The following is a 15,358-nucleotide window of genomic DNA, read 5'->3' on the forward strand; positions in this document are numbered from 1 at the left end:
TGTATTTAATACCATTTAAATATCAAAAAGTGCAAAAGAATGACCATTTTGAGCAAATACTATGCTTTTTCTTTGGATTAGATTTGTTAAATATAAACTCAATATGTTTATATAAATGAAAGGATTTTAGCACTTATACCATCGTACTGTCAATCGCAAGAATCCTTGTCCATACTAAAGCACTTAGGCAGGCTAGTACAGGATAAATTCAATTATGAATTGTATAGGAAAAATAAAAACTTACATGTAAGTTATTGAAAATCAGTTGATTGTTGCAAAGTAAAAAAGTGTTAAATTTTATTCATTCACCTAATTAATTTACCCTAAAAAAACACCATTTAATCCTATTCATCTATGTAGCTAACTATTCCATGACCATCAGTTTCAAAAGTTAATTAAACAATTTAAACAACCCTTAACACAACCTTTATTATGAGACAAATTCGACTTTTTATTCTTTGTATGCTGCTTGCCTTCAAGGGAGTGGCACAAGGAGTGCAAATTCAGGGCAAGGTAACCACCGCCAATGGTTTGGGAATCCCAGGGGCAACTATTCTTGAGCAAGGAACAACCAATGGTGCAACGACCAACTCGGACGGAGAGTACAAAATTACAACTACAAAAACGAACCCGACATTGGTTTTTTCGTACGTGGGTTTGATTAGCCAAACCATCAACAGCCAAGGGCGGAAAACCATTGACGTAACGCTCGAAGAAGACTTGAAAGCCTTGCAGGAAGTGGTAGTTGTGGGATACGGCTCGCAACGGAAGCAGGATATTACATCGGCGGTATCGGTCATCAATATGAAAGATATTGGTGAGCAGCCCGCCAACAACATGAACCAGCTGCTTCAGGGCCGCGCGGCTGGGGTAGTGGTGAAGCAGAAAAGCGGTACGCCGGGCGGAATATTTGAAGTACGGGTACGGGGAATAGGTTCCTTGGGAGCGGGTAGTGACCCTCTTTACGTAATTGACGGGTTTGCCGTAGGTACTTCGGTTGGGCAAAACTTAAACCCCAACGACATCGAAAGCATCACGGTTTTGAAAGATGCCGCCTCAACCGCGATTTACGGAGCGAGAGGTTCTAACGGGGTAGTGTTGATTACCACCAAAAGCGCAAAAGAAGGAAAAGTGAACGTGAATCTTTCTATTGATTATGGTATTCAGAATGTGCCAGATTCTAGAAGGGTAAAAATGCTCAATGGGGTTGAATTTGCCCAGTTTAAAAAGGAGATTTTTGAAGATGGTATCCGTTATTTTCAGAATAGAGAACCGAGATTGGAAGAGGTACCTATTGGTTTCCGATACCCAGAGCAGACCAAGTATTCGACCGACTGGTTTGGGGCTATCATGAACAACAATGCACCTTATATGGACGTAAACCTGACGATTTCGTCGGGAAAAGGCCCGCTAAAATCAATGCTTTCGGTGGGTTATTTTAAAGAAGAAGGGTCTATTATCAAGACAAATTACGACCGGGTTTCTATTCGTAGTAATATCGGAGGTGAGGTTACTAAGTTCCTGACCGTTGGGATGAACGTAAACGGTAGCTATACCAAACAAAACTTAGCCAATACCGACGGTCGTAGCGCCTTGGTAGGAGGTGCGTTGTTGATGGACCCGCGCGAACCAATTTATAACGATGACGGTACGATGCGCCCTTACATTGGCGGGGTTGACGGAGCTTTTGGTTTTCCTAACCCTGTATTTGTACTTAACAATGTGATCAGAAGAAGAAATATCGGAGATGTACTTGCCAATGGTTTTGCAGAAATTGCCATTTTGAAGAACCTGAAATTCCGTACTTCGGTCAATGCAAAGATTAACTTCAATACGTTTAAAGAGTACGTGCCTTCGACTATCGGTTTATCGGTGGCTTCTGGTACAGCAGGCGCACCTCCTAGAATTGCGACGGCCCGGGATATAAACGAGCAGTTGCGCAATTATTCTTTTGACCAACTCTTGACCTACACGCCTAAAATCGGAGCTAATCAGTCCATGGACTTTTTGTTGGGGGTAACTTCTCAGAAAGAAACTGTATACGGGGTAGATGGCTCAGGAAATACATTCCCGGATGATTTGGTTCCTTATTTGGGGGCGGCATCTATTCGTTCTTCCAACTCCTATGAGTATGGTTGGGGACTGTTGGCGTATTTTGCCCGCGCCAATTATTCGTACAAAGATAAATACTTGTTTTCAGCGTCATTCCGTCGTGAGGGAAGTTCACGGTTTGGAGCTCAAAACAAATACGGAGATTTTCCTGCAGCTTCGGTAGGTTGGAGATTAACGGAAGAGTCATTTATGCCTAAAGCTTCTTGGTTGACGGATGTGAAACTGAGAGCAAGCTGGGGGGTAACTGGTAACAACAATATCGGTAATTATCCAAGTTTGGCGTTTGTCGGAGCCAATAACTATATCCTCGGCAATGCATTTGCGGCAGGAAAAGTGATTAGTTCATTTGCAAACTCCAACCTGAAATGGGAGAAATCAAACCAGTTGGACATTGGTTTAGACGTGGCTACTTTCAACAACAAGCTGACCTTCACGTTTGAATATTATAGCAAAATTACCAACGACATGTTGCTGCCCATTTCTATCCCAGCGGTGTCAGGTTTTACTTCAAGTTTGGATAACATCGGAAAAGTGCAGAACCGTGGGGTAGAAGTAAGTGCTGACTTCAGAACAACCATTGGAAAAGTGAATTTCCGGACCAATGCTAACCTTACCGTAAACCGCAGCAAAATATTAGCCATCAAAGGCGCGAATGATATGTTGTATTACGGCAGTTTCTATGGTGGCTATAACGTACAAAAAGTAGGCCGCCCTATCGGAATGATTTATGGGTACCAAAAATTGGGTATCTTCAATACGCAAGCCGAAATCGACGCGTGGCCTAAGCAAGACGGTGTGATTCCGGGCGGTATGAAATTTGCCGATACCAACGGCGACGGCGTAGTGTCGTACGACACACAAGACATGGTTGAAATCGGAAATCCAAACCCTGCTTTTACGTGGGCTTGGACCGTTGCGGCTGATTATCGTCGTTTTGACCTGAACGTTTTGTTTGTGGGAGCACACGACTTTGACATCTATCGTAACATCGAAGCATCGACCATGAACATGGACGGCGTGTTTAACGTATTGGACAAAGCGAAAGACCGTTGGAGATCACCTTCCAACCCAGGTTCCAATCCAAATGCTAAAAATTCACAGGGTGGAACCAACTACTTCAAATGGTCACGCGAGAGTAGTGAGCGTTACGTATACGATGGCAGCTATGTTTGGTTAAAAGCCGTAACCCTTGGTTATAACCTTCCTAAATTCAAATCCGTATTGAGCGATGCCCGTATTTTTGTAACGGCAAACAACTTGTTTTTATTTACTAAATACCCTGGCAATAACCCTGATGCGGGTGTAAGAGGCGGCACGGAATTGAACAATGACGATGAGTCATATCCTGTTCCAAGAACGTTGGCGGTTGGTGCTAAGTTTAACTTTTAATTCTACGCAGAAATGAAAAAAATAACCTCTTTTATACTTATAACACTTGGCTTCGTTCAGTTTTCTTGTAACGATGATTTCCTGACGACCACTGACCCTACCCGAATCAGTACGGATGTTTTCTACCAAAACCAAACCCAGTTTGAGCAGGCGCTCAACGGAGTGTATGGTCAGTTGCAGGGAATTACCAACACCGCGTATTTGGGACAGGAATTTATGTCTGACAACACAACGCTTGATTTCAACCCCCTTGACCGTGGGGGAGCAGCTGGTTGGGAAGCATTTGAGTTTTCGACCGTTAACCCTGGCAATGGTGAAATAGCGGCTTTGTGGAATAACCATTATTCCGCCATGTACAATATCAACTATGCACTGGAAAAGCTTGAAACAAGCACCATTGATGCCGCCGCCAAGAGCGCCATTGGTGGTCAATTGAAATTCATCAGAGCTTTCCATTACTTTAATTTGGTTCGTTATTTTGGAGACGTCGTGCTGGTTACCAAAACGTTGAAAAGCCCTAATGAAGCTTTTGATTTGGTAAAATCTCCGCAGGCAGATGTGTACAAGCAAATCGAAGCCGACCTGAAAGATGCCGTCAACTTACTCCCAACTACCTATCCTGCTGCGGGCAGAGGACGGGTTACGAAAGGAGCCGCGTTGAGCTTGTTGGGTAAAGTTTATCTGACCCTGAAGCGTTATCCTGAGGCGGTTTCTACTTTAAAGCAGGTGTTGCCTTTGGGTTATTCTTTGTATGCCAACTACAAGGATAATTTTGACCCGACTAAAAAGAACGGTGTAGAATCTGTATTTGAAGTTCAGTATCAGGGTGGCAACGACTTGGGCGAGCAAAGCAACTTTGTGTATTTATTTGCGCCACGCCTTTCTCAAGGAGCGGTGACAGGATTTGCTAATACCACTCCAAGCGGTCGTAATATCCCGACCAATGACATGATTGCGGCATACGAACCTGGCGACCTTCGCAAAGATATTTCTTTGCAAACTAGCTACACCCTCAACGGTACGGTTGTCTCTATTCCTTTTATCAATAAATACCGCTACCCGCACACAATTACGGGGCGCTCGGACAATAACTGGCCAGTGCTTAGATACTCTGATGTGTTGTTGATGCTCGGCGAAGCCATCAACGAAGCTACCGGACCAGATGCCGAAGCATTGGGATATCTGAACCAAGTACGTAAACGGGCAGGGCTGGCAGAATTGACTGGATTGACAAAAGACACTTACCGTACGGCCGTACTCAAAGAAAGACGCGTTGAGCTTGCTTTTGAGAACCATCGTTGGTTTGATTTACAGCGCACCAAAACGCCCGCTGAATTGGCGGCGTTTATGAATGCTTATGCGGCCAAAGAAAAAACAAGTCCAACGGTACCAAGAGGCGGAATTGCTTTCAACGCGCTCGACTATGTGTATAGTGATTTTGAGTATTACCTACCAATTCCGGCACCGCAAATTTTGATCAACAGCAAACTCACTCAAAATCCCGGTTACCAATAGCAGGCAGACTTTTATAAGTAGGATTTGATAAAGAGTCCGCTTTTATAAGTAGTACATTTACAAGTACCTGTCGTAATCTAAAGAGCAATTTTGCATTCTACGACAGGTACTTTCTTAACCAAATTTTACCACCCTTATTTTTGTTAAAAACCGTGCAGGAAACCACAGAAATCTTCTGGCTTTGGCAGTTTTTAGGCCGATTACACCCCTTGGTCGTCCACTTCCCCATCAGTTTGCTTTGCGTAGCGTTAATACTTGAAATTGTTGGTTGGCGGCGCAAATCAGTCGAATTGCGCGCTGGCATAACCGCCTTGGTTTGGATTGGGGCCATCAGCTCAGTGTTGGCTGTAGCGCTGGGTTTACTTTTAGCCAATCAGGACGAATACGGCGGCGATACCGTCACCATTCACCAATGGTCGGGCATTGCCACCATGGTTTTTGCCTTAGGTTCACTGTTTGCCCTTCGTACGGGGCGCGCTTCGCTTTATAAAACAATGCTTTTTATGACCGTAGGCGGCGTAACATTGGCTGGGCACTACGGCGCTTTACTGACGCACGGAGAAGATTATCTGACCGGCGTTTTACCTTTCAACAAAGAACAAAAAGAGAATACCGAAGGAGGTGCAAACTTTACGTTTGCCAATACCAATCAGCCCCTCACGCAGGAACAAATTGTGGAATTGAACGTGGAAGTGAGGTCTATCTTGGCCCATAATTGTTACAGTTGCCATAGCGCAACCAAAACAAAAGGGGAGTTACGATTAGACAAAAAAGAATTTATCTTTAAAGGCGGCGAAGACGGGCCGATTATCGTGGCGGGAAATCCCGGCAAAAGTGAAATTATACGCAGAATCACCCTTCCAACAGGCCATAAAGAAGCGATGCCTACCAAAGGCAAGCGTCTCAGTGAGAAAGAAGTGGCTCTCTTGGAATTTTGGATAAAACAAGGTGCTCCGTGGCCCGATGGTCCCGAAAAAAGCATTTATCGAGTGGCAGAAATGGCCCCCCGAATGCCAGAATTGCCCCCCGCAACGGCCCAATTTACGCAACCCGTTGACCGCTTGGTCAATGCGTATTTTCAGAAAAACAAAATTGCTTGGAAGAATGTCGTAGATGACCGAACGTACATCCGCCGGGTTTATTTGGACGTCATTGGTTTGTTGCCTTCTCCCGAAAATATTCAGGTGTTTATCGAGGATAATCGCCCCGACAAACGGGAAATATTGGTCAAAAGCCTACTGGCTCGCAACGAAGACTACGCCCAGCATTGGCTTACGTTTTGGAACGATGCCCTTCGTAATGATTATTCTGGAACAGGATACATCACGGGTGGGCGTTTCAATATCACAAAATGGTTGTATGCATCTCTCAAAAACAATAAACCGTACAATCTGTTTGTCAAAGAGTTAATCAGCCCGACGAAAGAATCTGCAGGGTTTATCAAAGGAATTAAATGGCGCGGAACCATCAATGCTAGTCAGCGCAATGAAATGCAAGCCGCCCAAAACGTAGCGCAGGTGTTTTTGGGACTGAACCTGAAATGTGCCTCTTGTCATGATAGTTTTATTAGCGACTGGAAATTGGAAGATGCTTACGCGTTTGCCAATGTTTTTGCCGATACTACGTTGGAAATACATCGTTGTGATAAGCCCACGGGTAAACTAGCTGGGCGCGGGTTGTTGTTTAAAGAACTAGGTCAAATAAAAGAGACCCCTGTGACCGAAGAACGACTTAAAGAACTGGCTGAGTTTTTGGTACAGCCAAAAGATGGACGACTTTATCGTACGTTGGTGAACCGGGTATGGGCGCAACTCATGGGGCGGGGCATTGTTGAGCCGGTAGATGCCATGGATAATTTACCTTGGAGTCAGGATTTACTGGATTGGCTGGCGTCTGATTTTGCGGCGAATGGCTATGATATTAAGAAACTGATGTATACCATTCTGACTTCCAAAACGTATCAATTGCCTTCCATTGGCATCAAAGATGCGGGCCTAGTGACAGCGCCTGACTTTGTATTTCAGGGAATGGTGCGCAGGCGATTAACGGCAGAGCAGTTTGCGGATGCGGTAAGTGTGGTTTTTAATCCAATTTATGGAGATTCAGCGCTTGTTTTTAAGCAACTACCCGAAACCATCAAGCAGGAGATTCCTTTCACGCGTGCATCTCTGGTAAAAAGAGATCCCTTCTTGACGGCTTTGGGGCGACCAAACCGGGAAACGGTGAGCACAAGTCGAAACTCTCAGGCGAATCTTTTGCAAGCACTAGAATTGACCAATGGAACCCAATTTAATGAAGCCCTGAAAAACGGCGCAAAGATTTGGAAAGTCAAATATCCGACTTCCGATGCATTGGTGAAAGAACTCTATAAAAAGTCGCTGGGACGGGAGCCGTTGTCCAAAGAAATCGCGGCGGCTCAAAAAATCATTGGCCCCAAGCCCACCGACGAAGGAATTCAGGATTTGGTTTGGGCCATGACGCTGCACCCTGAGTTTCAGTTGATTTATTGATGAAAGAGAAGTAAAAGCGAGAAAAGAGAGTCTAAAAAAACAGTGAGTGTGCATCCCTTACAGGATTGGCGGTGAAAACACCACCAAAGGCCAAAAATCTCGCCAATGGCGAAGAATCAAAAAAGCCCCAGCGGGGGCGTAATCTTTGTAGAATTTTGTATAAACCGCAATGTTTATCATGAAAAATAGATGGAATAGAAGAGAATTTCTTCAAAAAACCAGTGCCGCAACCTTGGCCGCTTTGGCCGCAAGTGCTCCGATGCCAAGTCTGTTGTCTAGCTGTAAAAGTAAACTCGTAGGGCAGACGGATGGGACCGCCGATACGGTGATTTTGCTGTGGATGGCGGGCGGAATGGCCCATACCGAAACCTTTGACCCCAAGCGATATACGGCTTTTGAAAAAGGAATGGAAGGGAACCGGGTACTGAGTACATTTAAACCAATCCCTACTGTTTTGGATGGGATCAATTTCTCCGAAGGGCTGCAATCTATCGGTAAGGTGATGGATAAAGGAACGCTCATACGGTCGTATGTGGCGGCAGATATGGGCCATATTTTACATTCACGCCATCAGTACCACTGGCATACGTGTTATGAGCCGCCCCAAACGGTGGCTGCGCCCCACATGGGGGCGTGGATTGCCAAAGAATTAGGCCCCAAAAACCCCGTTATTCCCGCTTTTATTGACATCGGTCAGCGGTTTACCGTAGGAGAAGCCGAAGAGCTGAAAGCCTTTCACACGGCAGGATTTTTAGGCAATGAGTTTGGCCCGTTTTTCATCCCCGACCCTAGTCAGGGGCTAGAAAGTGTGCGTCCGCCCGTTGGAATGGATGCCAAACGCTTTGAACGCCGGAATCAATTGTACAATGATCTAATTAGCAACAGCCCCGTGGGTGAGTTTGGCAGTGATTACCAAAAAGAATCGCTGAAACGCTCAATGGAGCAGGCCTATATGCTCCTCAATTCGCCCGAAGCTAAGGCGTTTAATTTAACCACGGAGCCGAAAGAAAGCTACGATATTTATAATACAGGTCGCTTTGGTTTAGGCTGTTTGTTGGCCAAAAGATTGACCGAGCAAGGTGCCCGTTTTATCAGCGTGACCACTGAATATGAACCTTTCTTTGGCTGGGATACGCACGAAAATGGCCATACGCGCTTGGTGGATATGAAAAAGCAGATTGACGGGCCTATTGCACAACTTGTGAAGGATTTGGATAAATCAGGGCATCTCGACCGCACCTTGATTGTCCTCGCCAGTGAATTCAGTCGCGATATGATGGTAGAGGGCCGCCCCGAAGCTAAGGTACAGGAGCAGGTAAAACAACCTGAGATTTTGGACGATATCAAATTTTACGGAATGCACCGCCACTTTACGGATGGCTGTTCCATGCTGATGTTTGGTGGAGGAATCAAGAAGGGGTTTGTATATGGAAAAACGGCCGACGAGCGTCCGTGCAAGACCATTGAAAATCCTGTAAAGATTGACGGTATTCATCAAACCATTTATCATGCGTTGGGGATTCCGCCTGATACTCAGTATGAAATCGAAAAAAGACCCTTTTATACAACACCCGACGGTAAAGGGAAAGCCGTGATGGATTTATTGGCTTAACGATTCACAATGAGAAAGATTTTCTTTTTTGGTATAGGTATTTCGGCAGTAATTGGTGGGTATTTGCTGTCGTGTACCAATAGCTCAACGACCCGGGCTACGCAGGAGCATATTCCTGACCGGGTCAGCTATAATTTTGACATTCGCCCCATTCTTTCGGATAAATGTCTGACCTGTCACGGGCCTGATGCCAATAAAAGGCAAGCGGGCCTTCGGCTCGACGACCCAGAAAGTGCCTTTCAAGCCCTGAAAGAGCATCCGTCGGCCCATGCTATTGTGGCGGGCGAACCGCAACTTTCGGAGGTTTTCTTGCGCATAACGACCAAAGATACCGCCAAGCTGATGCCGCCGCCCGCGTCCAATCTCAAGCTGTCGTCGCACGAAATCGCGCTCATCGAAAAATGGATAAAACAAGGGGCTAAGTACGAGAAACACTGGGCGTTTGTGGCACCCAAAAAACCAGCACTTCCTGAAGTAAAAAAGGAGGATTGGCCCAAAAATGAGATTGATTATTTTATTCTGCATAAACAGGAGCAAAAAGGGTTTAGTCCCAACGAGGAAGCCGATAAAGAACGCCTGTTGAAGCGCCTCAGCCTTGATTTGGTAGGGCTACCGCCTACCCTGAAAATGATGGACAGTTTTCTGGCCGATAAAAGCCCGAAAGCCTACGAAAAAGCAGTGGATGAATTGCTAAAAAATCCCGCTTATGGTGAAAAAATGGCGGTTTATTGGCTGGATTTGGCCCGTTATGCCGATTCACACGGCTATCAGGACGATGGCTACCGCACGCAGTGGCCGTGGCGAGATTGGGTGATTCATGCCCTGAACACTAACATGCCGTACGACCAATTTGTGACGTGGCAATTGGCGGGTGATTTGCTCCCCAATCGCGATAATGAGGCGCTTTACAAACAGCAATTGTTGGCGACGGGCTTTAACCGAAATCACAAAATTACGGAAGAGGGTGGTGTTATTCCCGAAGAATACCGCATCGGTTACGTCACTGATAGGAATGACTTGTTTGGTAAGGCATTTTTGGGCATGACGCTCGAATGCGCCCATTGCCACGACCATAAATATGATCCTTTTTCCCAGAAAGAATACTACCAACTTTTTGCGTTTTTTAACAATGTCAAAGAAGTGGGAATTGAGTCGGTGATTGGAGGCCCCGAAACTTACGCCAAAAAACCGTTGATGGAAATCAGCAACGACGACGTAAAAAACATTCTGACGTTTATCAATAAGCCCGATACCAACCGCCTAATTGTATCGGTGATGAGCGATTTGGACACGATGCGCAAAACCCACATTCTCCGTCGCGGGGCGTACGATGCGCCGGGCGATGAAGTCCAACCCAATACCCCTAATTTTATTCTGCCGTTCAATAAATCCTATCCCAAAAATCGACTTGGTTTGGCTAAGTGGCTGGTTGATAAGCAAAACCCACTCACAGCGCGGGTGTTTGTGAATCAGGTATGGCAGGAGTTTTTTGGCAAAGGAATCGTCAAAACCTCCGGCGATTTTGGAATGCAGGGCGAATTGCCCAGCCATCCCGAATTGCTCGATTGGTTGGCGGTCGATTTTATGGAACATGGTTGGAATATCAAACGCCTGGTCAAACAAATGGTGATGTCGGCTACGTACCGTCAGTCGGCAGTTGTGACACCCGAAAAACTGGCCACCGACCCTGACAATATTTTCTTGGCCCGGGCACCGCGTTACCGAATTCACGCCGAATTTGTACGTGATGTAGTTCTTTCAAGTAGTGGATTATTGGTTCCCAAAATTGGTGGCCCAAGCGTTAAACCGTACCAACCTGCTGGATTGTGGGAAGGGGCTACGTCGGGCCGAGGATTGCTCTCTATGTACGTCCAAGACCACGGCGAAAGCCTGTATCGTCGCGGCATGTATACGTTGATTAAGCGAACGGTTCCGCCACCCGCTATGAGTATTTTTGATGCCAGCAACCGTGATCTTTGTGAAGTTAAGCGCCTGAAAACCAATACGCCGTTGCAGGCATTGGTCATGATGAACGACCCGACGGTACTAGAAGCCTCGCGGGTATTGGCCGCAAAGTTATTGCAAGAAAAAAGCTCCACGCAAGATAAAATTACGAAGGCTTTTCGACTCATTGTGAGCCGCAAACCCAGTGAAAAAGAAGTGTCGATATTGGCGGCTTATTACGACAAGGAGCTTAAAAAAATCACGAAGCCGAGTGCTGAAAAATTGCTGGCCGTGGGCGAATATCCCATTCCTGCCCAAGTAGATAAGACCCAACTGGCGGCGTTGATGCGCATTGTCAATACGATTTACAACTTGGAAGAAACGATTACAAAGTCATAGGTCAGTAACCTGGAGCGAGAAAGCAGAAGTGAGAAATAAGAGGTACGAAGTAAGTAGGAACTTTAACTACTAATAAATAGAGTTTATTAGCAGATACATCAAAAACACTAAATTCCCCCATGGGGGCGGCCCGCCGCAGCGGGTAGGGACTATGGAAAAAGAATTTTTAGAACACGGTCTGACCTTTAACCGACGTCGTTTCCTGTCCACGATGAGTTTGGGATTGGGAAGCGTGGCGTTGGGGTCATTGATGATACCCAATTTACTTAATGGTGGCGAGGTAGACGAGGCTGGCTTTGTGCCAGGTATTCCTCATTTTGCTCCTAAGGCCAAACGCGTCATTTATTTATTCCAAAATGGCGCTCCTTCGCAGTTTGAAACGTTTGATTACAAACCCAAACTCTGCGAAATGGTGGGGCAAGAGCTGCCGCCTTCGGTGCGTGGTATGCAGCGACTCACGGGCATGACGGCCAATCAGGCGTCGTTTCCGTTGGCGGCTTCGTTTGTGGATTTTAAACAATACGGCCAATCGGGCGCTTGGGTGAGCGATTTGATGCCCTATACATCAAAAATCGTGGATGATTTGTGTATCGTAAAATCCATGTACACCGAGGCCATCAACCACGACCCCGCCCTCACTTTTTTCCAAACGGGCTCCCAACAAGGCAATCGCCCCAGCATGGGTGCGTGGCTGAGTTACGGGTTAGGAAATGAAAACAAAAACCTGCCGGATTTTACGGTGTTGCTGTCGCGCGGCATCGGCAACGGTCAGGGCGTTTATTCCAAACTTTGGTCCAATGGTTTTTTGGATTCCATTCATCAGGGCGTACAGTTTAGCAAAGGCGAAGACCCCGTACTGTACCTGCGCGATCCGGAAGGCATGGACCGCGCTGCCCGTCGCGAGATGTTAGACAATTTATCTGAGCTGAATCAGCTTTCGTACAGTGAATTTGGTGACCCCGAAATTGCCGCCAAAGTGAAGCAATACGAAATGGCGTATCGAATGCAAACGGCCGTGCCAGAGGTGATGGATTTGTCAAAAGAGCCTGATGATATCGTAAAACTATATGGCCCCGATTGTTTGGTGCCAGGCACTTACGCTGCTAACTGCCTGTTGGCGCGTAAACTTTCTGAAAACGGAGTTCGATTTGTGCAATTGTACCACCAGGGCTGGGACCAACACGGCAACCTTCCGTTTGAAATCACCAGTCAGGCCAAAGACGTTGACCAAGCGTCGGCGGCGTTGGTAACAGATTTAAAACAACGCGGTTTGTTGGATGAAACACTGGTCATTTGGGGAGGAGAATTTGGCCGTACGAGTTACAGCCAAGGAAAACTGACCGCCGACAATTACGGTCGCGACCACCATCCGCGCTGCTTTACCATCTGGATGGCAGGCGGGGGCATCAAGCCGGGTATGGTTTATGGCGATACCGATGAAGTAGGCTATAACGTCAGTCGAAACCCTGTCCATGTGCATGATTTTCAGGCCACCGTTTTGCATTTGTTGGGCTTAAATCATGAAAAGCTGATTTTTAAACACTTAGGCCGTCGTTATCGTCTGACCGACGTATCAGGAAAAGTAGTGCGTGATATTATTAGTTGAGAATTAGGTTGTTGTGTTTTTTCACCAACAACGGCTTCGAAGCATACCCTCGTGGCGACTTGTAGATTTTAGGATTAGATGAATAGAAAGTTCAAAGACATAGCCGAGCAGGCCTTAATCGTTTCCACGATTTTTATCCTTTTTTTATTGCTTTTTGAGAGCAAATTGGTGGTGCCTGTTTGGCTACAACCCGCCGGAAGAATGCACCCGCTTTTTCTTCATTTTCCGATTGTACTCTTGCTTTTAGCGTTGGGGATGGAATTTTTTCGATTCAACCCCGCCAATACCGCCAATACCTTTTATCGTACCTTTTTAACCAATTTTTGGCTAATTGGGGCTTTGTCGGCGGCCGTTACGGTCATTATGGGGATATTTTTGTCCAAAGAAACGGGCTACGAAGGAGAGACCTTGCCGTGGCATAAATGGACAGGCATTGCAGTTTTTTTTCTGGCCGCTATTGGCTATTGGTGCCGAACCATGGCGTGGTACCAAGCCCCCTTGGCCAAAGGCTTGGCAGTGATTACAACTTTATGCGTGGTTTTGGCGGGGCATTATGGCTCGGTTTTGACCCACGGCGACAATTTTATCACGGGCCCGATGCTCAAATCTGCACCTGTTCCGTTGGAAGAGGCCATCGTCTTTAATGACGTTATTCAGCCTATTTTTGAACAGAAATGCGTTAGTTGCCATAATCCTGACAAACTCAAAGGAGAGCTGATGCTTACCGATGCCAAGTCTATCCTGAAAGGCGGGAAAACGGGGAAATTGTTTGTGGCGGGTCAACCCGAAATCAGCCTATTGTTGCAGCGTATTCACTTACCCTCGGAAGATAAAAAGCACATGCCGCCGATAGGTAAGTCGCAGCTGAATCCGCAGGAAATTGCGCTTCTGACGTTGTGGATAAAGGCCAAAGCTGATTTTACGAAGAAAGTGATTGATTTTCCCCTCAATGATTCACTAAGACTCATTGCCAGTACGTTTTTGTCGCCCGTTGAGCGAGAAGAAGAAAATTTTGATTTTTCGGCGGCGGATGAAGAAACGATTCAAAAGCTGACAACGGAGTTTCGGAGCATTGCTCCACTGGCGCGTGAATCGCCAGCATTAGCGGTTAATTTCTTTAACAAAACCGCCTTCACTGCCGAGAAAATCAAGGAGTTGAAGGAGATAAAAGAACAGGTGGTGTTTTTGAATCTGGCCAAAATGCCCGTCAAAGATGCGGATATTTCTCAAATCACCGCCTTTGAAAATCTGCAAAAACTAGATTTGAACTTTACGGATATTACAGGTAAGGGCCTGAAAGAGTTAACTTCTTTGAAACAACTCAAAAACCTGTCGATTTCGGGGACAAAAGTAACGGTGAAGGATTTGCAGGCCGTTATTCCGAATTTTAAAAACCTCAATACCCTCGTGGTCTGGAATACAGGCGTGACAATTGAGGAGGTTCGACAACTGCAAAAATCCCATCCGCGTATACGGTTCATTGAGGGCTTTAAAGACGATGGCAAAAATCCGATTAAGTTGAACCCGCCGCAGGTCAAAAATAAATCCACCGTTTTTAATGAACCCGTATTGGTTCAGTTGGCCCACCCCGTCAAAGGAGTTCAGATTCGCTTTACGACGGATGGAACAGAACCCGATAGCGTAAAATCTGCCCTTTTTACGAACCAAACGGTCATTAAGGCAAGTACTAACATTCGGGCCAAGGCTTACAAAGAAGGCTGGTTTGGGAGCGATGAAGTAGCGTTCGACTTTTTCAAAAGAACCTACGTGCCTGATAGCGTACGTTTGCTGTTGCCACTCAACCGCGTCCACCAAGCAGAGGGTGCTAAGTCCTTTTTTGACGAAAAATTAGGCACTTTCAACGCCAATAGCCCCGCGTGGGCCAACAATTGGGCAGGGGTAAGAAACAATGATTTGGCGTTGATGGCTGAGTTTAAAAAGCCCATCCTGCTTTCGTCAGTAGAATTGCGCATCATGGAAGAAACCGAAACGGGGATTTTTCCGCCAGAAGCCATTGAAGTATGGGGTGGAAGTTCGCCCGACCAACTGAAGAAAATCGCGGTAATCAAACCGTCTATTCCGACCAAGTACCGGACGCACTTATTGCAAGCAGTGGGAGGGAAGTTTAAACCGCAAACCGTCTCTTACCTGAAAATTGTGGCCAAGCCATTGTCGAAAATGCCCGAATGGCACGGAGGCAAGGGAAAACCTGCTTTATTGTTGGTCGACGAAATGTTATTCAATTAGGGGCTGTCTATTGAATCAGAATGT

General features: G+C 46.2%; 8 protein-coding genes. 7 read left to right on the forward strand and 1 reads right to left on the reverse strand.

Going from position 1 to position 15,358, the window contains the following annotated elements; genetic code table 11:
- Positions 1 to 432: 432 nt before the first annotated feature.
- The 3 genes from DR864_RS25950 (at position 433) to DR864_RS25960 (ending at position 7,526) form a co-directional block, all read left to right on the forward strand.
- Positions 433 to 3,501 (forward strand): SusC/RagA family TonB-linked outer membrane protein, encoded by a 3,069-nt coding sequence (locus tag DR864_RS25950; RefSeq protein ID WP_114069698.1) that lies wholly within the window; start codon positions 433 to 435, stop codon positions 3,499 to 3,501.
- A 12-nt stretch (positions 3,502 to 3,513) separates the two neighbouring features.
- Positions 3,514 to 5,016, forward strand: a complete 1,503-nt coding sequence (locus DR864_RS25955; RefSeq protein WP_114069699.1) for a RagB/SusD family nutrient uptake outer membrane protein — start codon at positions 3,514 to 3,516, stop codon at positions 5,014 to 5,016.
- Between the two features lie 152 nt (positions 5,017 to 5,168).
- Positions 5,169 to 7,526 (forward strand): PSD1 and planctomycete cytochrome C domain-containing protein, encoded by a 2,358-nt coding sequence (locus DR864_RS25960; protein WP_114070480.1) that lies wholly within the window; start codon positions 5,169 to 5,171, stop codon positions 7,524 to 7,526.
- Between the two features lie 57 nt (positions 7,527 to 7,583).
- On the opposite strand, the gene DR864_RS30400 is transcribed toward DR864_RS25960, so the two are convergent.
- The gene (locus tag DR864_RS30400) at positions 7,584 to 7,706 is read right to left on the reverse strand and encodes a hypothetical protein (RefSeq protein ID WP_262510919.1); all 123 of its coding nucleotides are present in this window, start codon (positions 7,704 to 7,706) and stop codon (positions 7,584 to 7,586) included.
- On the opposite strand from DR864_RS30400, the gene DR864_RS25965 reads away from it, so the two are divergent.
- The 4 genes from DR864_RS25965 to DR864_RS25980 all read left to right on the forward strand — a co-directional run bounded on the left by DR864_RS25965 (position 7,705) and on the right by DR864_RS25980 (position 15,334).
- A complete protein-coding gene (locus DR864_RS25965) occupies positions 7,705 to 9,138 on the forward strand; it encodes a DUF1501 domain-containing protein (protein ID WP_114069700.1) in 1,434 nt (477 codons plus the stop codon). The two genes, DR864_RS30400 and DR864_RS25965, sit on opposite strands and share 2 nt — an antisense overlap.
- A gap of 9 nt (positions 9,139 to 9,147) precedes the next feature.
- Positions 9,148 to 11,481 (forward strand): PSD1 and planctomycete cytochrome C domain-containing protein, encoded by a 2,334-nt coding sequence (locus DR864_RS25970; protein ID WP_114069701.1) that lies wholly within the window; start codon positions 9,148 to 9,150, stop codon positions 11,479 to 11,481.
- A 151-nt stretch (positions 11,482 to 11,632) separates the two neighbouring features.
- Entirely contained in the window at positions 11,633 to 13,087 is a 1,455-nt protein-coding gene (locus DR864_RS25975; RefSeq protein WP_114069702.1) for a DUF1501 domain-containing protein, read from the forward strand.
- Between the two features lie 78 nt (positions 13,088 to 13,165).
- Positions 13,166 to 15,334, forward strand: a complete 2,169-nt coding sequence (locus DR864_RS25980) for a c-type cytochrome domain-containing protein (protein WP_114069703.1) — start codon at positions 13,166 to 13,168, stop codon at positions 15,332 to 15,334.
- Positions 15,335 to 15,358 lie beyond the last annotated feature (24 nt).

Origin of the sequence: Runella rosea (assembly GCF_003325355.1) — a bacterium.
Taxonomy (GTDB): Bacteria; Bacteroidota; Bacteroidia; order Cytophagales; family Spirosomataceae; genus Runella; species Runella rosea.